We start from the raw sequence: 20,535 nt of genomic DNA on the forward strand, positions 1-20,535 counted from the left end.
TGGTCATTTCTCACTGGAACCAATGTTCACGTGCTTTCATGATCAACGCCTTAGCGGCATCCTCTTCCATTCCGGTCATGTCGACCAGTTCATCTACAGCCAGCTCGGCGAGATCGTCGCGCGTCTGCACGCCGTGCTCGGCCAGCTTCGCGAGCAGCTCCGGCGTGATGCCGTCGAGGCTCTTGAGATCCAGCGCTGCGTTCTCGACCTTTTCTTCGTTCGCGATGGCCATCGTCAACAGCGCGTCGCGTGCGCGGTTGCGCAGTTCGTGCACGGTGTCCTCGTCGAACGCCTCGATTTCGAGCATTTCGTTGAGCGGCACGTACGCGATTTCTTCGAGGCTCGTGAAGCCTTCGTCGATCAGGATGTCGGCAACTTCTTCGTCGACGTCGAGACGCGCCATGAACAGTGCACGCAGCCGGTCGCGTTCTTCACCCTGCTTCAGGGCGGATTCGTCCGGCGTCATGATGTTGATCTGCCAGCCGGTCAGCTCGCCGGCAAGGCGAACGTTCTGACCGCTGCGGCCGATCGCGACAGCCAGTTCGTTCTCGTCGACGACGACGTCCATCGAATGCTTTTCTTCATCGACGACGATCGACTGGACGGCTGCCGGCGCGAGCGCGCCGATCACGAACTGGGCGGGATCCTCCGACCATAGCACGATGTCGATGTTTTCGCCACCGAGCTCGTTGCGCACGGCCTGCACGCGGGAGCCGCGGATGCCGACGCAGGTGCCGATCGGATCGATCCGCTTGTCGTAGGCAATCACGCCGATCTTGGCGCGCACGCCCGGATCGCGGGCAGCCGCCTTGATCTCGAGCAGGCCCTGCTCGATTTCCGGCACTTCCATCTCGAACAGCTTCATCAGGAATTCGGGCGCCGTGCGCGACAGCTCGATCTGCGGGCCGCGCGCGGTGCGGTCGACCTTCGCGATGTACGCACGCACGCGGTCGCCCACGCGCAGGTTTTCCTTCGGGATCAGCTGATCGCGGCGCAGCAGCGCCTCGACGCGGCCCGATTCGACGATGAAGTTGCCCTTGTCGAGGCGCTTCACCGTACCCGTCATGATCTTTTCGCCGCGCTCGAGGTAGTCGTTCAGGATCTGCTCGCGTTCCGCGTCGCGCACCTTCTGCAGGATCACCTGCTTCGCGGCCTGCGCGCCGATGCGACCGAATTCGATCGACGGAACGGGTTCCTCGACATACTCGCCGACTTCGACGTCGGGCTTCTGCTCACGTGCTTCGAACAGCAGGATCTCGCGATCCGGCTCCTGCAAGCCTGCCTCGTCGGGCACGACGAGCCAGCGACGGAAGGTTTCGTGCTCGCCGCTTTCGCGATCGATATGGACGCGGATTTCGGCGCCTTCGTCGAACAGCTTCTTGGAAGCGGACGCGAGCGCAGCCTCGAGGGCGCCCAGCACCACATCCTTGTCGACGTTTTTCTCGCGCGCCAGCGCATCCACCAGCATCAACACTTCGCGACTCATTATTTGCGGCTCCTAAAGTCAACTTGCGGAATCAGGCGGGCTTTATCGATATCGGCCAGCGTGAAATCCAGCATGGCTGCCTCGCCCTTCTTCCCCTCAAATTCCAAACCGATCGTTTCGCCATTCGGCGCGTGCAGAATGCCCCGGTACGTCTTGCGCCCGTCCAGCGGCTTTTTCAAGGTCACGGAAACTTCGCTGCCGGCGAAGCGCTCGAAGTCGGCCAGTTTCTTCAACGGGCGGTCGAGCCCCGGGGACGAGACTTCGAGCCGTTCGTAATCGATATTTTCGACCGTCAAGACGTGCTGGAGCTGACGCGTAACCTTTTCGCAATCTTCGAGCGAGATGCCGGCAGGCTGATCGATATAGATGCAAAGCATGCCGCGCCCGGTGCGCTCGAGTTCCACCAGCTCGTAGCCGAGCCCGGTGACCGTGGTTTCTATCAGTTCCGTCAGTTGCACAGTGTCCTCTCAGGTGTTCGCGCCCGCCGCTCGCGATTACACCCGCGGGCGCGCGCCTTAGCCGGCGCAGGAAGCGCTACCCGAGATGCCTAACCGTTTCAGCAAAAAAAAATGGGCGGAACGCCCATCTTCTTACTGGTGGTCGCACCTGAGCCGCACATTGAATCCGTACGCCCAGCGACTCCGCGATTATAGCGATTTTTGGCGCAAACGCCAAGCCAGCCGGTAAAAGCAGCGCGTCGGCTGCCTTTACGGACCGAAAATGCGAAATCGGACGGCCCGATCGACCGGCACCACCCTACCGTACCGGCGATCGTCGTTGTCGCGGCACGCGACATGGAGGCAGCCGAAACCCGTCAACGCGATGCGCCGTATCGACAAAACCGGCCGGACGCCGGCCAGGCCGGCGAGCCGGCGGCTTCGCGCCGCCGCACGCCATCGACAGGCGCTTAGCGGCTACGCGTACGACTGCGCTGCGGACGCTGACCGCCGCGCGGGCCGCCGTTGCCGGCGCCTTCGGCACGATTGCCGTTCGGATTGCGATTGCCGCCGCCCTTGCTGCCGCCGCGCTTGCCGCCCGCGCCATCGCGCTTCGGGCCTGCGCCATACGACGCGCGATTGCCGTCGACATCGCGACCGCCGCCTGCGCGGTTGCCGTCGCGACCGCCGCCCGTGCGGTTACCGTCGCGGCCGACACCCGTGCGGTTGCCATCACGGCCGCCGCCCGCGCGGTTGCCGTAACCCGACGGCGCAACCGGCAGGCTGCCGTAGCCGCTCAGGCCCGGCAGGCCGGGCGCGCCGCGTCGGCCACCACCGCGACGCGGCTGGTCGAGTTGCCCGTGCGTCGTCAGCACCGGCTCGCGACTGATGAAGCCCATCGACGTCTCCATCGGATCGGGCTGGCGACGCTCGGCCGGACCGGCACCGCCGCGCTTGCCCTTCTCCTCGGACGGCGCCTTCAGGCCGACGGTCGCCATCAGCTTGCGCACCTGCGCGTCGTCGAGCTCTTCCCAACGACCGCGCTTCAGGCCGCGCGGCAGCGGAATCGGGCCGTGACGCGTACGAATCAGCCGGCTCACCATCAGGCCGACCGCCTCGAACATCCGGCGCACTTCGCGGTTGCGGCCCTCGGCCAGCGCGACGTGATACCAGTGGTTCGTGCCTTCGCCGCCGCCATCGCGGATGCGCAGGAAATTCGCCGGACCGTCGTCGAGCTCGACGCCGTGCAGCAGCTTCTGCCGCATCCCTTCGGCCAGCTCGCCGACGACGCGCACCGCGTACTCGCGCTCGACGCTGTAACGCGGATGCATGAAGCGGTTCGCGAGGTCGCCGGAGGTCGTCAGCATCAGCAGACCTTCGGTATTGAAGTCGAGACGACCCACCGCGAGCCATTTCGCCGTCTTCATCGGCGGCAGACGGTCGAACACCGACGGACGGCCTTCCGGATCCGCGTGGCTGACGATCTCGCCCGTCGGCTTGTGATACAGCAGCACGCGCGGCGGCTTGTTCGGCAGCTTGCGCTTGACCGGCTTGCCGTTGATCCGCACCTGGTCGGTCGGCATGATCCGCTGGCCGATGTGCGCGGGCTCGCCGTTCACCGACACGCGGCCGGCGACGATCAGTTCTTCCATTTCGCGGCGCGAACCCATGCCCGCTTCCGCCAGCACCTTGTGGAGCTTCGGCGCGTCGTCGTCCGGCGACAGCACGCGCTTGTTCGCCGGCTGGGCGCGGCCGCGGCGCAGCATCGGCGCACGCACGCCGCTGCCACCCGCGGAGTTGTCCGCGTCGAAGGCGGGCGACGTCACGTACGCGAACAGTTCGTCCTGGGACGCATCGCCTTCCGCCGCCTTCGCCGGGCCGCCTTCAGCCTTCGCTGCACCGCGACGACCCTGAGCAGCCTGGCCGCCCTTGGCCGCCGCCGCGCCTTCGCGCTTGCCGGCCGGCTTGCGACCGCCCTTGGCCGCGCCTTCCTTGCGCGGCGCACGCGCCTGCGGCGCGTCGGCAGCGTCGGCCGGCTGCGCATCCGCGCCCTCGGCACCCGGCTGCTCGCCTTCGGCGCCCTTCGACTTGGCCGCCGCGCGACGCCGCGCGATCAGGCTGCGCGGCCCGCGCCGCAGACCGCGGCGGGGACGCTCGTCGCCACCCGCGGCCGAAGCATCCTGCTCCGGCGCATCGTCGGCACGCGCTGCCTGCACGGCAGGCGCGGACGATTCAATATCGTGGATATCTGTCAAAACAACCTCAAAATGTCAGGTCTCGCGCCCGGCGCGGGCGCGGCAAGAAGTTGGCCGCGTTCAGGCGCGACGCTGTTCGGGTTCTGCTTCGTCGTCCGGCAACGCGTCGGCGCCGATGGGCGCACTGGCGCTTCGTACGGCATCCGCGAGACTGTCGGACGTGTCGTCCAGCGTCTCGTCGTCCGCGGGACGGGAACGGGAGGCGTCGGCCTGATCGGCCTCGCCGGGCGTGTCGCCGGCCGCTTCCGCTCCGTCTCCGGCAGCCGCTTCGGCGGCCGGCTCGCGATCTTCCTCGCTCCAATCCGCACGTTGCGGCTCGGGCTGCACACCGGTCGGCACTGCTTCGGCACCAACCTGTTCCGTATGTTCCGTATGCTCCATTTGCCCGCAATCGGCATCGAGCGTATCGCGACTCGGCATTTCCTGCGTCGACGCGACGTCGTCCGGCACGTCGGCCGACTCGCCGGCGAGCGCTTCGTCCGCCAGCGGCTGCGGCACGTCGCCCGCTGCCTCGTCGGCCCCCGGTACGTCACCGTCGAAATCCATCGCCTGCTGCGCGAGCAGCGCGGCCTCGATGTTCGCGGCCGGCTCTTCGAGCGCCGGCAGATCGTCGAGCGCCTTCAGGCCGAGATCGTCGAGGAACTGCTTGGTCGTCGCGTACAGCGCCGGACGCCCCGGCACGTCGCGATGACCGATCACCTCGATCCAGCCGCGATCCTCGAGTTGCTTGACCACCTGCGTGTTGACCGTGACGCCGCGAATCTCTTCGATGTCGCCGCGCGTGACGGGCTGCCGGTACGCGATGATCGCGAGCGTTTCGAGCACCGCGCGCGAATATTTCGGCGGCTTCTCGGGATGCAGGCGATCCAGATAATGACGCATCGCCGGCTTGCTCTGAAAGCGCCAACCCGTCGCCAGCGCCACCAGTTCGACACCGCGACCGGACCAATCCTGTTTCAGATCTTCGAGCAACGTGCGGACCGTGTCAGCCGACACGCCGTCGGCAAAGAGCTTGCGCAAATCGCCGAGCTTCAGCGGTTCCTGCGCGCAGATCAAAGCAGTCTCGAGGACGATCTTCGCCTCTTGGGTATTCATGCAGCTAGGCCAGACCCTGTGGTCAAACGAACCGGATCAACAAACAGACGAAAGGAACGGAAGACGCGCTCGCCCGATTCTGATCGGTCATATTGATGGGAGCACGAACCGGGGGCGGCGAACCAACTTCAGGCCAGGCCCAAACCGGACGGAACAGCACGGCTCAACGACGGAACCGCGTGACTGAGCGCCATATTACGCAAAATTGCCCGGTGCGTAAAGATGAGCGGAACAGGCCGCCGCCCGGACGGCGCGTCCGCTCCGTCCCCGCTTCAGCGGGCGTCCGCGCCGCGCGCAAGGAACCGGCGCAGCCGCTCGACGCCCGCGTCGAGCCGCGCCGGATCGCACGCATAACACCAGCGCACGAACCCCTCTCCCTCCGGGCCGAACGCGCGACCGGGCGCCAGGCCGAGCCCCGCGTCGCGCACCAGCGTCTTGCAGAACGCGAGGCTGTCGGTCGCGCCCGGCAGCCGCAGGAACAGGTACATCGCGCCCGGCGGAGGCGGCACCTCGACGCCCGGCAGCGTCCGCAGCGCGGCGACCAGGTGGTCGCGCGCGTCGCGCAGCGCCGTGACGAACGACCGCACGAACGGCTCGCCGTCGCGCAACGCGACCTCGGCCGCGGCCTGCACGAAGCCCGGCGCACACGACGTGTTGTATTCCACGAGCTTCGACAGGTCGCCCATCAGCGATGCCGGCGCAATCAGCCATCCGAGCCGCCAGCCCGTCATCGCCCACGCCTTCGAGAACGAATTCACGACCACGACCCGCTCGTCGCGAGACGCGATATCGAGAAACGACGGCGCGCCGCCCTCGGCGAAGGCAAGCCGCTCGTACACCTCGTCGGCGACCAGCCAGATGCCGTGACGACGGCAATGCGCGAGTACGGCCTGCTGATCGTCGCGCGACATCGTCCAGCCGGTCGGGTTGTTCGGCGAATTGATCAGCAGCATCCGCGTGTCGGGCGTCAGCGCCGCGAGCAGCCGGCCGAGGTCGAGCTGCCAGCCCGCGTCGCCGTAGCCGAGCGGCACGCACTCGACCTGTGCGCCGAGGATCTTCGGAATCTCGACGAGATTCGGCCACAGCGGCGTGACCGCGACGACGCGGTCGCCCGGCCCGACCAGCATCTGCGCGGCCAGCATCAGCGCACTCACGCCCGAACTCGTCACGGCGACCGTGTCGGTCGCGGTCGCGCCGTGACGCGCGCCGACATAGGCCGCAATCGCGTCGCGCAACGGCGCCGTGCCGAGATTGTGCGTGTAGAAGGTCGCGCCGTCGCGCAGCGCCGCCGCCGCGGCGTCGCGGATGAAGTCCGGCGTCACGCGATCGGATTCGCCGAACCAGAACGGCAGCATGTCCGGCACGCCGAAGCCGGCGTTTGCGACCTCGCGGATCAGCGACGGACGCAGCGCATGCACCGCGGTGCGCGCCGCCGGCTCATCGTTCGCCGGGAAAAAACCTGCGGAATGCGTCATCCAGGACCACCGCCGAGGAACACGATCCGCGTAGTGTACCGGCCGGCAAGCCCGACCGGCGCGCGCCGATGCGCGTCAGTCGAGATCCTCGGCACGTGCCGGCATCTGCCGCACGAGCTCCCAGATCGCCTGCGCGGCCGGCGACAACGACCGGTCGCGGCGGCGCACCAGCTCGACGGTGCGTTCGGTGCGCGGCGTGAGCGGCCGCGCGACGAGCGTCGAGCCGGCGGGCAGCGGCAGCGACAGCCACGGCTGCACGCTCACGCCCACACCGGCCTCGACCAGCCCGAACACGGTCGCCGAATGCCCGAGTTCCTGCATGACCGTCGCGTTGACGCGATGCGTGGCCAGCGCCGCATCGATCAGCGGCCGGCTGCCCGACGCATGATCGAGCAGCACGAGGCGCTCGCCGTCCAGCGCCGTCCACGGCACCTCGGCGCGCGCCGCGAGCGGATGGTCGGCGCGCGCGACCAGACAGAACGAATCGGTCATCAGCGGCTCGCAGACGAGATCGGCGACCGTCAACGGCCCGATCACGACGCCGAAGTCGACTTCGCTCGATTTCACCTTGCGCAGCACGTCGCTCTGCACGTCGTCGCGCAAGCCGAGCGTCACGAACGGGAATTGGCGCTCGCACGACGCCACCACGCGCGGCATCAGCCTGCATGCGATCGTCGGGCTTGCCGCGACGATCACGCGCCCGCGGCGTTGCTCGCCGATTTCGCGAATCTCGCGCAGCGTGTCGTCGAGATCGTCGAGCAGGCGCGACACGCTCGCGATCAGGTTCCCGCCGACGTCGGTCAGTTGCACGTCGCGCGTCGTGCGGTCGATCAGCTTCAGCCCGAGTTCGGCCTCGAGCTCGCGCACGCAACGGCTGACGGCGGACTGCGTGAGCCCGATCTCGTCACCCGCCCGACTGAAGCTCTTGAGCCGCGCGACCTCGATGAATACGCGAAGCTGGCGCAGCGTAACGTTCATGTCCGGACCTCATCAATCGTCGATATCGATGCACGATTTTAATGCTCGGAACCGGCTTCGGCGAATGATCGGACACCCATTGCTCATGTTTCGCTGCGGTGCAATACATTCGCAAACGCACGTGACATGGGCGAATTGCACAAGATTGGTGATTGTCCCGATTTGCTGACGGGTTATTTTGGCGTCTTATACGCCCCTAGCTGACTTAGCCGTTAGCTCGCTGCCAAGCGGCTCTCGGGGGATTCACCTCCGACATGGCACGCTTCGTGCATTACCTTGCGCACAGGGTGCAGGTTACGTCGGACGGAAGAGCAGAAACGCCGCTGCCGGCCAACCGGACGCCCCCACCCGGCACTCGAGATCGAGTGCTTGAAGAGTGCGCGGCGCAGGGCAGCGCACCGGAGTTAGCTTCGCTGAGGTGAGGACATGATGCTGTTCGACGATTTGAGAGATAACGAGTGGGCGCTGGTCGAGGGTCTGTTTTGCTCGGAGCCCGCGCGGAGTGAGCGGCGCGGCCGCCCCCGCGTGGAAGCTCGGTCGGTAGTCAACGCCGTGCTGTGGGTGCTGTCGACGGGCGAAGGCTGGTCGAAACTGCCGGGCCGCTATCCGTCCCCGCCGACCTGCCGTCGCCGCTTCGACGAATGGCAGGCAGACGGCACGCTCGCCGAAATCGTGAAACGACTCGGCACGAGCGGCCGGCAGATTTCGCTGCGCGGACGCATCGGCGCAAGCGCGGCGAAGCCGCCCGCGCCGCCGAGCCGCGACCGGCTGCGCGGCGCCTTCTGGACCAATCCGGAATCCTGGCGCGCACCCGTCAAGATGGCGTAACGAATGCTCGATCGGGCGGCTTCGGCCGCCCGGTTTCTTTCTGCGACGCGACCTTGTTGCGACGCATGCCTTGCCGTCGATTGCCGTCGTTGTCGTGCCGCGAAACATCTATTTACCAATATTTACAGCAAGCCTGCACTCCCACGCTTACCTTAGCGAAATATCAACAGGCCGCACGGACGGCTTGAAGGGAGCCCCGCCATGAAAACAATGTCACTGCTCGTTGCATGCGGCATTGTCGTTTCCGTGGCGCTGAGCGCTCCTGTCCACGCCGACGATCGCGTGAAGCCGCCCCATCGCCAGCAGGATCACCGCACCACCCTCCGCCAGCCGCCGCCCGCCAATCCGTCCAGCCGGCAAACCGTGCCGCGCGGCGACTTGCGCGGCGACATCGCCAGCAATGCGCGGGCGCGGATCGGCTCACAGCCGCCGGGCATGTCGCGTCATCCGTAGTCCTGCCGATTTCGAGATTTCGCCAAAGAAAATGCCCGCATCCGGGAACTGCGCCGCATGCGGCGAGTCACATCGTTGCCATGAGCACAGCGTGGCAGCAGCAAAAGTATCCGGTACGCCCGTATCCTCGCGATACGGGCTTTTTTTGCGCCGCCGGCCCTGCGCGACGCTGCACGGAATGGGATGAAGACCCGCTACAGGCGGCTTTCGAGAATCGCCACGGCGCTCGCTTCGCTCAATGCGTAGTCGTCCATGCGGCGATCAGTCCAGGAAAGTAATTTCTCGGCGCGCTCGAGGCGCGAGAATTCGGCTCGACCGCTGTCGGTCAGTATGGCGATGTCGACCGGTGCATGGAAGCCCGGTGCGGGGGCGACGGTCTTCTGCCTGACCGTGTCCATCAGCCCGAGCGAACGGAGATACTCGAACACGCCCGGGCGGCGTGCCCACGGTACCTGGCGGTACTGCACTCGTCTCAATGCGTCGAGCACCGCTTCGTTGGAATACGTGGCCATCTCGATTCTTTCTTAAAGTGCAGCGACAATGCGAAGCGGCGTCCCGGGCGGGGTCTCCGCCCGCCGAAACCGCCACCGATTCTGGAGGCCGACGTTGTTCGGCGTCGCGTCAGGGCCGTATCGTCAGCCGTCCATAAAAAGACACCATACCCCAATCAAATTGATTCTGTTCGATTCATTTGTACTTCTCTTCATCGGTTTCATGCTCTGCCGCAAGCAGCGTCGCGTCATTTCGATCGCCGCCGCCGTGCTGTTCTGGCTGCTGGCGACGGGCTGGCTCGCGGCGCCGCTGATCGCGTGGACCGAGGCCGGCGTCACGCCGGTCGAGCACCCCGACATGCACGGGCGCACCACGCTGATCCTCATCGGCGCCGGCACGCACCGCACCGATGCCGGATTGCAGCCGCCGCCCGACGGCACCGCGCGCATCCGCAAGGTTGCGGCGCTCTACCGCACGTGCCGGCAGCAGGCCGAACGCTGCACCGTGGTGATGTCGGGCGGCGACCCGCAGCATCACGGCGACAGCGAAGCGGCCGTCTACGGGCGCCTGCTCGTCGCGCAAGGCGTGGCGCCGGCCGACCTCGTGCTCGAACCGAACAGCCGCACAACCTACGAAAACGCGAAATTCACTGCGTCTATACTACGCCCACAGTATGACGACGCGCGCATTCTCGTCACGTCGTCGTACCAGATGCGCCGGGCGCTGCTCGATTTCCGCCGTTTCGGCATCGATCCGCAGCCCGTTTATGCGAATCTCCGACGCGCGCAGACGGGCTGGCTGCCGCGCTGGCGCAATGTAGCCAACGCCGAGCAGGCGCTGCACGAGCTGGTCGGGATCGCGCAATTCCACGTGTATCGTTGGCTCGGCTGGTTTTGACGACGGCGCGAAACCCGCCGCGAAAATCGCTGCACCGCCGTGGATGGCACACGCGTGACGAGGTGTGTGAAGTGTTGCGCGACTTCAACGGGGCCTTGCGTCGTGCGGCGATCCGGTGCACATTGATCCGTCACTTTTGTTACACTCGACACGCACTCGATTGCAGTCGCCAGACAAAACGGCAACACTCGGGTTCATCACCACTTAGCGGAGGTAAAGCAATGAAGAAGACGTCCCTGGCTATCCTGGTAGCGATGTCGGCGCTGACTGGCGCAGCGTATGCGCAAGAGAGCACGCAGATCCAGACCATCACCGATCCGGCCAAGATCGCCGAGATCGAGCAGCGTGCACAAGCGCTGCAACAGCAGCAAGCGGCCGAAGCGGCTCAGCCGGCGGCGCAGGAAGCGCATCACCACGGCAAGAAGGCTGCGCATCACAAGAAGGCCGCCAAGAAGGCGAAGGCTGCAGACGCTGCCAGCCAGTAAGTTCGGCGGCACCGCTCCAGCGAAAAGCCGAATCCGGGCAACCGGGTTCGGCTTTTTTGGTTGCGGCGCCTGCGCGCTGTGCTAAAGTCGCGCACCGAAATTTTCCACCCGTGCGCACCCCGGTGCGGAGGACAGCATGAGCAACATTCAACTCGACATCGAGTGGACCGAAGCCGCCACTCGCCAGATCAAGCAACTGATGCCCCGCGGCTCGGCGGACGCGTTTCTCGCGCTGCCGCCGATCGAGTGCCTGCCGATGGAGGGCGACGTGCTGTTCCTCGGCCCGCAAGGCAAGCAGCAACCGTTCATCGTTGCCGAGCGCCAGTATCACCATGACGGCGACGCCGACTGGACGATCATCCTGATCCTCGACGTACCCGGCACGTCGCACTGACGCACTGACGCGCCGCCGCGACCGGACACGTCCGGTCGCCCCACCCGGCTCGCGCTCAGACGAGCTTCGACAGCACGCGGATTTCGGAACGCTCGATCCAGTCCGCGGCCGCTTCGCGATAAGCGAGAATATGCGCGGAACGCGCATGAGCGGCCAGCGCCTCCTCGCTCTCCCAACGCTCGACAAATACGAACCGCGCGGGCTCCTTCAGATCCCGGTGCAGGTCGTATTGCAATGCGCCGGCTTCGTTGCGGGTCGGCTCCACGATTCCCTCCAGCACGGTACGCAGCTTTTCCTCGGCGCCCGGCTTCGCCGCGATCAGCGCCACGACTGCAATTTCCGCCATTCCCGCCTCCTTCATCCGAAAAAGTCCGAGAATACGCGAATCCCGCACCGCGCATCGGCGACGCCGATACGGCATGACGACGGCACAAAAAAAATAGCCCGCGCTTCAGAGAAGCGCGGGCGAAACCGTCGCCCTACGAGGATAGGCGACGGGGCCATCGAGATCCGCACGCTGGCGCGGATCGTCATCTGTTGTGCGGACGCTTGACGCGTCGGCATGTGAAGGCGTCGATACCGTTTGTTCAGGCGCTCGCGGCGCATGCCCGGACTCTGACGCCAATCCTCCCTGTCCTGACGATTCCAACCTATAAAGCAGGTTGCGTGCCAGGCATCACGCACCCGGCACTCCATTGATTTATAAGGACAATTTTTTAGATCGGCGACAATGTGACACGTGTTCTGTCGTCGTAACGCTCGAATGTTACGTAACGTCACGGGGCGGGGCCGCACCCCTCGACAACTCGCACGCGCCGGCGAGCGACCATGAAAAAAGCCCGCCGAAGGGCGGGCTTTTCAACGGTGCGGGAAACGCCGGGATCAGCGGAGCTGATTCACGAGCAACCCCATGATCTGGCGAGCCGGCGACGACGTATCGATCGCGCCCGCATCGTCGACGACCGCGACACGCGTCTGATCGGCCGTCAGCGCCTTCACGTTGACGCGATACTGCTTCGCCTGCTTTTCCTTCTTGCCATGGAACAGCTGGCTCCAGAAGCCCTGCTCGGCCGAACTCAGATCCTTCGGATCGACATAGCGCACGAAGTACAGGCCCTTCGAGCGATCGCGATCGTCGACCGTGAAGTTCGCGCGATCGAGCGCGAGACCGACGTGCAGCCACGACCGGTCGTACGGCTCGCCGAGCGTGACTTCGGACGGCACGGCCGCTTCAGCCGCGTCATTGCCTTGCGCCGACGTGCGCGACACGTTCTGCGCGGCGATCGCCGCGGCGGCCTTCGACGACGCGTCGGCATCCGCCTTCTTGTCCTTCGGCACCGCGTTGTCCTTGATGTTCGCGATCGGCGGCTCGCCGTTCTTCGCGCGCTGCTCGTTCTGCGCGAGCACGGCCATCAGCCGCTTCAGGTATTCCGTCTCGAGCGCCGGATCGTTCGGCTTCGGTTCCCACTTGCTCGAATCGTTGTTCGCGCCGGTGATCGCCTCGCGCATCCCCTTCTGGCTGATGAACACGTAGGTGCCGCCGTTCGGCGCCGAATCGAGACGCGTACGGTACTTGTTGCGTTCGGCCGTCACGTACGAATTGCCCATCGCCTTCGAGATCACGCTGCGGATCAGGCCGTCGTTGATCTGCGGATGGGTTTCGTTCCAGTCGGTTTCCATCACGCCCTTGTCGCGCTGGTCGACGACGAGCAGGAAGCCCTGCTCCTGCCAGAAACGGCGAACCTGCGGCCAGATGGCGGCCGGCTGCTTGCCGTCGATCACGAGCCAGCTTTCGGTGCCGTCGCGCTGGATATGCATGCCGGCCACGGCCGGCGCGACGGTGTCCAGCGCGGGCGCGGCCTGCTGGACCTCCTTGAGCGCGGACAGGGAAGTCGCGCCGCCCTGGGGCGGCAGCGAACGCTGATCGGCCGTCTCGTCGAGCATGTTGGGCGGCACTGCGAGCGACGCTTCCTTCGATTTCGAATCGCTCTTGTAGTCCACTTTCGTGGGCGACGACGTACCGCAACCGGCGACGAGCGCGCCGGTGGCGAGCACTGCAGCGAACCGCATGGTAAGACGAAGATCAGTCATGTTCGGGGAATCCTCTTCCGCTAAATCACGGCGCTTTCCGTGGATCAACCTTGCATTTTACCGGGGCCGCGCTGCGATGTGCAAAAAAGCGACGGCCAAGAAAAAACCCGCGTCAGCTTGAACTGACGCGGGTTCTTGTCTGGTCGGGGCGAGAGGATTTGAACCTCCGACCACCTGCACCCCATGCAGGTACGCTACCAGGCTGCGCTACGCCCCGAAAGAAAAAAATTATAACAGACAGTTTCCCGATTTAGAACGGGTCGCATGCATTTTGTGAATGTTCTCGTGAAATTTTTTGGCGCGATCGCGCCGATGCAAGCAATCCGCGGCACCGATCACGTATCGCCGTCACCGCTTGCGTGCGACGCAGATGACCGTCAAGCCGGCGACGCGGTTGAAGCGAAACATCGGCAACTCGATGCGGCAGATCGTCTTGAGCACGCCGTTGACGAACGGATGATGACGGCGCAATTGCGACGCAGGCTCGCGCGGATGCGAACGCGCCCGTTCGCCCAGCCGCAGTGCGGCCGCGAGCGGAAACGTGAGGCCGAAATAATAGGCGCCGTGCTCGACGTCGAGCCCCGCACGCCGGGCCACGTCCTCGAGGCCGCCGAGCGTATACCTGCGCTTGTGCTCGAGGAAATCGTCGTGGCCGCTCCACAGGAACTGGAACGCGGGAACCGTGATCAGGAACCGGCTGCCCGAAGGCGCGCCCTTCACATACTGCGTCAGCAGCCCGACGTCGTCGTCGACATGTTCGAGCACGTCCATCAGCAACACGAGATCGGCATCGAATCGATCGACCGCGCGCCGAAAGTGGATGGGCTTGCCGGCCGCCTCGCCGTCGCTGTCGTCGGGGTAGCTCGTATCGACACACCATGCTTCCGTCGCCTGCGTGCGCTCGAGCAGATGCTTCGAGAAAAAGCCGGAGCCCGCACCGACGTCGAGTATCCGGTTCGCGCCCGACGCGCCCAGGAACCGGCGAATGGCGCTCGCCTTCGACGCGTAGTACCAGTGATCGCCCACCCCCGCACCCAGTACGTCGACTTCCTTCAGGTCCATGGCGCTTCCCCGTGATGGCTGCCGTGTCGTGATATCGAATTCGCCGCTGATGCCGATCTTACCTCGCCGCCTTCCCCGATCGTATCCGTCGATGCCCGGGGCCGCGCCCCTTCGGCATCCGGTGAAACCCGCGCCGGCCAACGCCGCCGGCGGATTTTCAGGGTCGCCTTGAAGGACGCCGACCGACGGTCCGGACAAACCGAACGACCGTTTGATCCGGCCGGCCATCCACCGCGAATCCGTTGTCCGGCAGCCCGCCCGGGCACCGCAGCCGGACGCCCGTTGTTTGGTAACGCGGCTCTAGCGCGCTATGACACACTGCACGGCATCGACGCTCGCGCCGTGCAGTGGCGCGCGCCGCCGTCGATCAAGACAAGACATGGAGACAGACGATGCGGAATACGGTCCGGCGCGGCCATCGCTCGCCTTTGGCAATTTTCGACTGGATTTCCGGCCTGCGACGCACGGCCGCCCCGATGTCGCACACGACATCCCGCGTGTTCGGCTGCGGCGCGCTGGCGCTCGCCCTGCTCTGCGCCGGCTGCGCGGAATCGACCGCGCAGCGCGACAGCGCCCCGTCCGCCGCATCGACGAAGATCGAGCGGACCAAGGCCGAGCGGCTCGCGCACGAGCAGCAGGTCGCGCGTACCGTACCGTCGCTCGCGTCGATCCGCCTCACGCAACCGCGCCCGTTCACGCTGCGCGACTCGGGGCAGAACGGTGCGATGACGTTCCTGCGCGACGTCGATTTCCGCGTCGTCAACAACCTCGGCTTCTTCATCCATCAGCTGTCGGCCACGCTCGTGCCGACGCAGGCCGGCGCGCCGATCGTATTCGACGATCCGACGAGCTTCGAGATCGACGTGCATGAAGGCACGGTCACGCTCGACAACGCGAAGCTGACCGCCCTCTTCAACACCTACATCTTCGGCTATCGCAACGCGCCGCTGCGCAAGCTCGCGGTGTCGGCCGGCGACGGCGTGATCCATCTGCAAGGCGAGATGCAGCGCGACGGCTGGGTACCGTTCTCGCTGACCGGCACGCTCGCGATCCGCGACGGCAGCCAACTCGTGTTCCATCCGACCGGCGTGCGCGTGTCGGGGCTCAACGCGCAGCCGGTGATGCGCGCGGCCAACGTGAAAATGGCCGACCTGCTGAAGGTGCAGACGCCGATCGCGCAACTCGCCGGCGACGATCTCGTGATGGCCGTCGACAAGCTGATGCCGCCGCCGCGCCTGAAGCTCACGATCACCGCGCTGCGCGTGACGCCGGCGGGCCTCGACCTGAAGCTCGACGACGGCACGCATGCCGGCTTCGCGATGCCCGCGAACGCGCCGCAGCAGGCGATGGTTATCCGCGGCGGCGACGTGAAGTTCATGCGCTCGATGCCGATGAACGCGGACATCCTGATCGGTCCGCTCGACGCGTCGAAGCGCGACCAGACGTTCGTGTTCGACCTGTATCACTATCGCGACCAGGTGTCGGCCGGCTACTTCAATTTCGACGAAAGCGGCGCGATGGCGATCCGGATGCCTTCGTATACGGGCCCGGCGAGCGGCGCGCTGCTCGGCAACGCAGCGGCGCGCCTGAACGACAGCTTCCTCGCCGCGCAGCAGAATGCGCTGCGCGACGTGCGGCAGCACTGGGAAGCGTATGCGCTCGCGGCGGACGCCGTGCGGCCCGGCATGCAGAAGGTCGCGATGCGGCGCACGTCGACGACACCGTTCAACGAACGGCACGTGTCGAACCGCAACCCGACGATCCATCTGCGCAACGTCGACTTCAACCTGTCCGGCGATATCGGCTTCCATGTCGAGGATCTCGACGTGGAGCTCGTGTCGAAGCGTGCCGGCGAACCCGTCGATCTCGACGACCCGAACCAGTACGACATCCGCATTCTCGGCGGCACGGTCGTCGAGTCGTGGAAGGCGATGTCGGCGCTCTTCAACAACTACCTGCTCGACTATTCGCCGCGCTCGCTGAACGACCTGCAATTGAGCGCGGACGGCCAGAACCTGCGCGTCCAGGGCGGCATCAAGCTGTGGAATCACGTGCCGGGCGTCTGGTTGCCGACCGACATGAAGGGCTCGCTGACGGTACTCGACGACCGCCACCTCGCATTCAAGCCGTCGCAGGTGTCGGTGCTCGGCATCCCGCAGGCGACGCTGCTGCGCTCGCTCGGCATCGAGCTCTCGTCGCTGACGCCGCTGCAACGGCGCGGCGCGGAACTGCGCGGCGACACGCTCGTGCTCGACCAGTACACCGTGTTCCCGCCGCCCGTGTTGAACGGCAAGCTCGGCCAGGCAACGGTCGAGCGTGACGGCTTGCGTCTGACGTTCCGGCGCGCAGCGGGCGCGCCCGCGCCGAAGCGGCCGCAGATCGATGCGCCGAGCTACATGTGGATGGAAGGCGGCGACATGAAGATGTTCAACGTGCTCGAGCTGAACGTGCGCGCGCTGATCCGGAATTCGGCCGAGGCCGGCCCGATGCGGTTCGACCTGTACGGGTACCGCAGCCAGGTCGCGCAGGGCTCGGTGCGGATGCTGCCGGACGGCACGCTGGTCGTCGACATGGGCCGGAAGAATCCGCTCGCGTCGCGCTGATCCGCAGGCGCGACCCGCATGAAAAAAGCCCGGTGGCAGGTCGCCAACCGGGCTTTCCAATGCATCCTGCGCGCCGTGCGCTCAGTCGTGTTTCAGTCCGTCGATCACGTCCAGCAACGCCTGCCGCAACGCGATCACATCGACGTTCGCGCCCGGCCTGACCGCCCCGCGCGCATCGACGGCCTGCGCGCCGGATTCGACCGGCTCCGCCGCCGCGGCCCGCTCGCTGCCCGGCGAATCGAGCCGGTTGCGCGCGCCGTTGATCGTGAAGCCCTGCTCGTACAGCAACTCGCGAATCCGCCGGATCAGCAGCACTTCGTGATGCTGGTAATACCGCCGGTTGCCGCGCCGCTTCACCGGCCGCAGCTGAGTGAATTCCTGTTCCCAGTAACGCAGCACATGCGGTTTGACCCCGCACAGTTCGCTGACTTCGCCGATCGTGAAGTAGCGCTTCGCGGGAATCGGAGGCAAGACGACTTTCTCAACCGTGGTGGTCATCGGTTAACCGTCGGTAAGGGTGCGCGGCAGCCGCGCGGGGCGTGGGCGCGCGTCTTACTCCGCGCCGTTTTCGACCAGCGCCTTCAGCTTCTGGCTCGCGTGGAAGGTTACCACCCGGCGGGCCGCGATCGGAATCGCCTCGCCCGTCTTCGGATTGCGGCCCGGACGCTGCGGCTTGTCGCGCAGCTGGAAATTGCCGAACCCCGACAGCTTGACGCTTTCGCCGTTTTCGAGCGCATCGCGGATCACTTCGAAAAACGCCTCGACCATGTCCTTCGCTTCACGCTTGTTCAGCCCGACGCTGTCGAACAGCAGCTCCGCCAGTTCCGCCTTCGTCAACGTCGGCGTCTCGGTGGACGCCGGCGCCGAAGCGTCGCGGTTCATCGCGCTGCGTTGCGCCGTCAGGAGGGCTTCGAATTCACTCGAGGTCATGTCGTTCATATCTGCCATACAGCGCGTTGAATCAAAACTTACGATGGAAAAAAGCCGCCCGCGAACGGGCGGGCCCTCTCCTTAGCCGCGCAGGCGCGCACCGGCACGAGCCATCCGCTCGACCAGCGTCTGGATCGCCTGATCGACGACCTCGTCCTGCAGCGTGCCAGCCGCGTCCTGCAGCGTGACGCGGAAGGCAAGGCTCTTCTCGTTCGCGGCAAGACCACCGGAAGTATTTGATTTTGCACGAAATTCGTCGAAGAGTACAACCTTCTGAACGAATCGGCAGGCCTCTTCGGCAAGCGCCTTCTTCATTTCGTCGAAAAGTGCCTGAACCTCGACCGCCTGATCGACGACAACGGCGATATCGCGCCGGACCGGCGGGAATTTCGACACGTCGGTCGGCGCGGGCAGCGCACGGGCAATCAGCGCGTCCGTGTCGATCTCGAACATCACCGGCGGGTGCGGCAGCTCGTACTTCTGCATCAGGCGCGGATGCAGCTCGCCGATCCAGCCGACCGCGCGGCCGTCGATTTCGATGCGTGCGCTGCGGCCCGGATGAAGGGCCGGATGCTCGGCCTTCACGAACCGCGCGACCGCCGGCGCGAGCAGGGCCTCGAGATCGCCCTTCACGTCGAAGAAATCGACCGCGCGGGTCGCGATGCCCCACTGCTCGTCGAATGCCGGACCGTACGCCAGCGCGCCGACGCGCTTCGGCTGCGCATGACCTTCGACCGCCAGTTCGCCGGCCTTCACCGACGGATCGGCGACGAATACGCGCCCCGATTCGAACACGCGCACGCGATCGGCGCGGCGGTTCAGGTTGTGGCGCAGCACGGCGATCAGGCTGCCGAACAGCGTGGTGCGCATCACCGAAAGCTGGCTCGCGATCGGGTTCAGCAGCCGGATCGGGTTGTCGTTGCCCGCGAAATCCTGCTCCCACTCCGCATCGACGAAGCTGAAGTTGACGGTTTCCGCGTAGTCGCGCGCGGCGAGCGCGTGACGGATGTCGTGGATCGAACGGCGCGTCTCGTGGGTCGCGCGCATTTCGCTCGTCGCGACCGGCGGCCGCGCCGGGATCTTCTCGAAGCCGTAGATGCGCGCCACTTCCTCGATCAGGTCTTCCTCGATCTCGATGTCGAAGCGGTGCGACGGCGGCGTGACGAGGAACGCGTCCTCCTCACGCTCGAACGGCAGGCCGAGGCGCGTGAAGATGTTCGCGATCTCGTCGGCGTCGATCTTCACGCCGATGATGCGGTTCGCGCGCGACACGCGCATCTTCACCGGCGCGCGCTGCGGCAGGTTTACCGCCTGATCGTCGACCGGGCCGGCCTTGCCGCCGCAGATCTCGAGAATCAGTTGCGTGATGCGTTCGACGTGCTCTACGGTCGTCGCGTAGTCGACGCCGCGCTCGAAGCGGTGAGCCGCATCGGTCGAGAAGTTGTACTTGCGCGCGCGGCCGCGGATGCTGTCCGGCCACCAGAACGCGGCTTCCAGGTAGATGTTGGTCGTATCGAGCGTGACGGCCGTGCTGTCGCCGCCCATGATGCCGGCCAGGCTTTCGACCTGACGGTCGTCCGCGATCACGCCGACCGTTTCGTCGAGTTCGACCGTGTTGCCGTTGAGCAGCTTCAGCGATTCGCCGCGCTTGCCCCAGCGCACTTCGATGCCGCCGTGGATCTTGTCGAGATCGAACACGTGCGACGGGCGGCCGAGTTCGAACATCACGTAATTCGAGATGTCGACGAGCGCGGACACGCTGCGCTGGCCCGAACGCTCGAGACGCTCGACCATCCACTGCGGCGTCTTCGCGTGCGCGTTCACGCCGCGGATCACGCGTCCCGAGAAGCGGCCGCACAGATCGGGCGCGGCAATGCGCACCGGCAGCGTTTCGTCGAGCTCGACGTTCACCGGGCGAATGTCGACCGGCGTCAGCGGCGCGCCGGTGATCGCGGCCGTCTCGCGCGCGATGCCGAACACCGACAGGCAGTCGGCCTTGTTCGGCGTCAGCTTGATTTCGAAGATCGTGTCGTCGAGATTGAGGGTTTCGCGGATGTCCTGGCCGATCGGCGTATCTTCCGGCAGGATCAGCAGCCCGCTGTGATCCTCGGACAACTTCAGCTCGCGCGCCGAGCACAGCATCCCCTGGCTCTCCACGCCGCGCAGCTTCGACAGCTTGATCGCGAACGGCTTGCCGCCCTCTTCCGCCGGCGGCAGTTCCGCGCCGACCAGCGCGACCGGCACCTTGATGCCGGGCGCCACGTTCGGCGCGCCGCAGACGATGTTCAGCGTCGCGCCGGTGCCGGCGTCGACCTGGCAGACATTGAGCTTGTCCGCATCCGGATGCTTGACGACTTCGAGCACGCGGCCGACGACGATCTTCGACGTCGGGGGCGCAGCCTTGCTCAGCGATTCGACTTCGAGCCCCGCCATCGTCAGCGCGTGCGACAGCTCGTCGGTCGTCAGCTGCGGGTCGACAAAGGTTCTCAACCAGGATTCAGGGAATTGCATGGATGTCTACGTTCGAAACAGGTTAGATCGACGCCCGGGCCCCGTCGGAATCGTCCGGCGGGG

18 protein-coding genes, 1 tRNA gene and 1 pseudogene are annotated in these 20,535 nt (G+C 66.0%); 6 read left to right on the forward strand and 14 right to left on the reverse strand.

The genetic code is table 11. The annotated features are described in order from the left end of the window. Positions 1-10: 10 nt before the first annotated feature. The 6 genes from nusA to HWX14_RS03875 form a co-directional block, all read right to left on the reverse strand. Positions 11-1,486 carry a transcription termination factor NusA gene (gene nusA / locus HWX14_RS03850; protein WP_006476166.1) on the reverse strand — a complete coding sequence of 492 codons (1,476 nt, stop codon included), beginning with the start codon at positions 1,484-1,486 and terminating at the stop codon, positions 11-13. Further along, the gene (gene rimP, locus HWX14_RS03855; protein WP_006476167.1) at positions 1,486-1,944 is read right to left on the reverse strand and encodes a ribosome maturation factor RimP; all 459 of its coding nucleotides are present in this window, start codon (positions 1,942-1,944) and stop codon (positions 1,486-1,488) included. The genes nusA and rimP overlap by 1 nt, the downstream gene beginning before the upstream one ends. A gap of 449 nt (positions 1,945-2,393) precedes the next feature. Further along, entirely contained in the window at positions 2,394-4,178 is a 1,785-nt protein-coding gene (gene rluB / locus HWX14_RS03860) for a 23S rRNA pseudouridine(2605) synthase RluB (protein ID WP_175881614.1), read from the reverse strand. A 60-nt stretch (positions 4,179-4,238) separates the two neighbouring features. Beyond that, positions 4,239-5,273, reverse strand: a complete 1,035-nt coding sequence (gene scpB, locus HWX14_RS03865; protein ID WP_175881615.1) for an SMC-Scp complex subunit ScpB — start codon at positions 5,271-5,273, stop codon at positions 4,239-4,241. Between the two features lie 272 nt (positions 5,274-5,545). Beyond that, positions 5,546-6,748 carry a pyridoxal phosphate-dependent aminotransferase gene (locus HWX14_RS03870; protein WP_175881616.1) on the reverse strand — a complete coding sequence of 401 codons (1,203 nt, stop codon included), beginning with the start codon at positions 6,746-6,748 and terminating at the stop codon, positions 5,546-5,548. 75 nt (positions 6,749-6,823) lie between these two features. Then, positions 6,824-7,726 (reverse strand): LysR family transcriptional regulator, encoded by a 903-nt coding sequence (locus tag HWX14_RS03875; RefSeq protein ID WP_126361088.1) that lies wholly within the window; start codon positions 7,724-7,726, stop codon positions 6,824-6,826. A 429-nt stretch (positions 7,727-8,155) separates the two neighbouring features. Between HWX14_RS03875 and HWX14_RS03880 the strand changes: the two are divergent. Together HWX14_RS03880 and HWX14_RS03885 are read left to right on the forward strand one after the other, a co-directional pair. Beyond that, positions 8,156-8,542: pseudogene (locus HWX14_RS03880) on the forward strand (transposase); the annotation flags it as partial. Between the two features lie 213 nt (positions 8,543-8,755). Further along, complete coding sequence (locus tag HWX14_RS03885; protein WP_175881617.1) at positions 8,756-9,007, forward strand: hypothetical protein; 252 nt, start codon at positions 8,756-8,758, stop codon at positions 9,005-9,007. Positions 9,008-9,201: 194 nt separating this feature from the next. Here HWX14_RS03885 and HWX14_RS03890 read toward each other — a convergent pair whose 3' ends face one another. Further along, positions 9,202-9,519: a hypothetical protein gene (locus HWX14_RS03890; protein WP_053525783.1), complete on the reverse strand. Its 318-nt coding sequence runs from the start codon at positions 9,517-9,519 to the stop codon at positions 9,202-9,204. A 160-nt stretch (positions 9,520-9,679) separates the two neighbouring features. On the opposite strand from HWX14_RS03890, the gene HWX14_RS03895 reads away from it, so the two are divergent. From HWX14_RS03895 to HWX14_RS03905, 3 genes are all read left to right on the forward strand, one after another. Continuing rightward, positions 9,680-10,396, forward strand: a complete 717-nt coding sequence (locus HWX14_RS03895; protein ID WP_175881618.1) for a YdcF family protein — start codon at positions 9,680-9,682, stop codon at positions 10,394-10,396. 221 nt (positions 10,397-10,617) lie between these two features. Continuing rightward, positions 10,618-10,881: a hypothetical protein gene (locus HWX14_RS03900; protein ID WP_175881619.1), complete on the forward strand. Its 264-nt coding sequence runs from the start codon at positions 10,618-10,620 to the stop codon at positions 10,879-10,881. Positions 10,882-11,017: 136 nt separating this feature from the next. Beyond that, positions 11,018-11,275 carry a hypothetical protein gene (locus tag HWX14_RS03905; protein ID WP_034184019.1) on the forward strand — a complete coding sequence of 86 codons (258 nt, stop codon included), beginning with the start codon at positions 11,018-11,020 and terminating at the stop codon, positions 11,273-11,275. Between the two features lie 55 nt (positions 11,276-11,330). Here the strand turns inward: HWX14_RS03905 and HWX14_RS03910 are convergent, their stop codons facing one another. The 4 genes from HWX14_RS03910 to HWX14_RS03925 all read right to left on the reverse strand — a co-directional run bounded on the left by HWX14_RS03910 (position 11,331) and on the right by HWX14_RS03925 (position 14,428). Then, on the reverse strand, positions 11,331-11,621 hold the full coding sequence (locus HWX14_RS03910) for a putative quinol monooxygenase (RefSeq protein WP_175882343.1): 291 nt from the start codon (positions 11,619-11,621) through the stop codon (positions 11,331-11,333). A gap of 536 nt (positions 11,622-12,157) precedes the next feature. Beyond that, positions 12,158-13,366, reverse strand: a complete 1,209-nt coding sequence (gene bamC, locus HWX14_RS03915) for an outer membrane protein assembly factor BamC (protein WP_175881620.1) — start codon at positions 13,364-13,366, stop codon at positions 12,158-12,160. 140 nt (positions 13,367-13,506) lie between these two features. After that, positions 13,507-13,583: transfer RNA gene (locus HWX14_RS03920), tRNA-Pro, on the reverse strand. 131 nt (positions 13,584-13,714) lie between these two features. Next, positions 13,715-14,428, reverse strand: a complete 714-nt coding sequence (locus HWX14_RS03925; RefSeq protein WP_175881621.1) for a methyltransferase domain-containing protein — start codon at positions 14,426-14,428, stop codon at positions 13,715-13,717. Positions 14,429-14,820: 392 nt separating this feature from the next. On the opposite strand from HWX14_RS03925, the gene HWX14_RS03930 reads away from it, so the two are divergent. Next, positions 14,821-17,031, forward strand: a complete 2,211-nt coding sequence (locus tag HWX14_RS03930; protein WP_175881622.1) for a hypothetical protein — start codon at positions 14,821-14,823, stop codon at positions 17,029-17,031. A gap of 81 nt (positions 17,032-17,112) precedes the next feature. Here the strand turns inward: HWX14_RS03930 and HWX14_RS03935 are convergent, their stop codons facing one another. The 3 genes from HWX14_RS03935 to pheT form a co-directional block, all read right to left on the reverse strand. After that, positions 17,113-17,529 carry a MerR family transcriptional regulator gene (locus HWX14_RS03935; RefSeq protein ID WP_175881623.1) on the reverse strand — a complete coding sequence of 139 codons (417 nt, stop codon included), beginning with the start codon at positions 17,527-17,529 and terminating at the stop codon, positions 17,113-17,115. Positions 17,530-17,583: 54 nt separating this feature from the next. After that, positions 17,584-17,970, reverse strand: a complete 387-nt coding sequence (locus HWX14_RS03940; RefSeq protein ID WP_006486093.1) for an integration host factor subunit alpha — start codon at positions 17,968-17,970, stop codon at positions 17,584-17,586. Positions 17,971-18,042: 72 nt separating this feature from the next. Continuing rightward, on the reverse strand, positions 18,043-20,472 hold the full coding sequence (gene pheT / locus HWX14_RS03945; RefSeq protein WP_175881624.1) for a phenylalanine--tRNA ligase subunit beta: 2,430 nt from the start codon (positions 20,470-20,472) through the stop codon (positions 18,043-18,045). Positions 20,473-20,535: the final 63 nt, after the last annotated feature.

The sequence above is a fragment of the Burkholderia sp. BCC0044 genome (assembly GCF_902832955.1).
GTDB lineage: Bacteria > Pseudomonadota > Gammaproteobacteria > Burkholderiales > Burkholderiaceae > Burkholderia.

Bases quoted from the DNA above. Each gene is read 5' to 3' on its own strand.
- nusA (WP_006476166.1), bottom strand. From the start codon at position 1,486: ATGAGTCGCGAAGTGTTGATGCTGGTGGATGCGCTGGCGCGCGAGAAA.
- scpB (WP_175881615.1), bottom strand. From the start codon at position 5,273: ATGAATACCCAAGAGGCGAAGATCGTCCTCGAGACTGCTTTGATCTGC.
- HWX14_RS03870 (WP_175881616.1), bottom strand. From the start codon at position 6,748: ATGACGCATTCCGCAGGTTTTTTCCCGGCGAACGATGAGCCGGCGGCG.
- HWX14_RS03875 (WP_126361088.1), bottom strand. From the start codon at position 7,726: ATGAACGTTACGCTGCGCCAGCTTCGCGTATTCATCGAGGTCGCGCGG.
- HWX14_RS03885 (WP_175881617.1), top strand. From the start codon at position 8,756: ATGAAAACAATGTCACTGCTCGTTGCATGCGGCATTGTCGTTTCCGTG.
- HWX14_RS03890 (WP_053525783.1), bottom strand. From the start codon at position 9,519: ATGGCCACGTATTCCAACGAAGCGGTGCTCGACGCATTGAGACGAGTG.
- HWX14_RS03900 (WP_175881619.1), top strand. From the start codon at position 10,618: ATGAAGAAGACGTCCCTGGCTATCCTGGTAGCGATGTCGGCGCTGACT.
- HWX14_RS03905 (WP_034184019.1), top strand. From the start codon at position 11,018: ATGAGCAACATTCAACTCGACATCGAGTGGACCGAAGCCGCCACTCGC.
- HWX14_RS03910 (WP_175882343.1), bottom strand. From the start codon at position 11,621: ATGGCGGAAATTGCAGTCGTGGCGCTGATCGCGGCGAAGCCGGGCGCC.
- bamC (WP_175881620.1), bottom strand. From the start codon at position 13,366: ATGACTGATCTTCGTCTTACCATGCGGTTCGCTGCAGTGCTCGCCACC.
- HWX14_RS03925 (WP_175881621.1), bottom strand. From the start codon at position 14,428: ATGGACCTGAAGGAAGTCGACGTACTGGGTGCGGGGGTGGGCGATCAC.
- HWX14_RS03930 (WP_175881622.1), top strand. From the start codon at position 14,821: ATGCGGAATACGGTCCGGCGCGGCCATCGCTCGCCTTTGGCAATTTTC.
- HWX14_RS03935 (WP_175881623.1), bottom strand. From the start codon at position 17,529: ATGACCACCACGGTTGAGAAAGTCGTCTTGCCTCCGATTCCCGCGAAG.
- HWX14_RS03940 (WP_006486093.1), bottom strand. From the start codon at position 17,970: ATGAACGACATGACCTCGAGTGAATTCGAAGCCCTCCTGACGGCGCAA.
- pheT (WP_175881624.1), bottom strand. From the start codon at position 20,472: ATGCAATTCCCTGAATCCTGGTTGAGAACCTTTGTCGACCCGCAGCTG.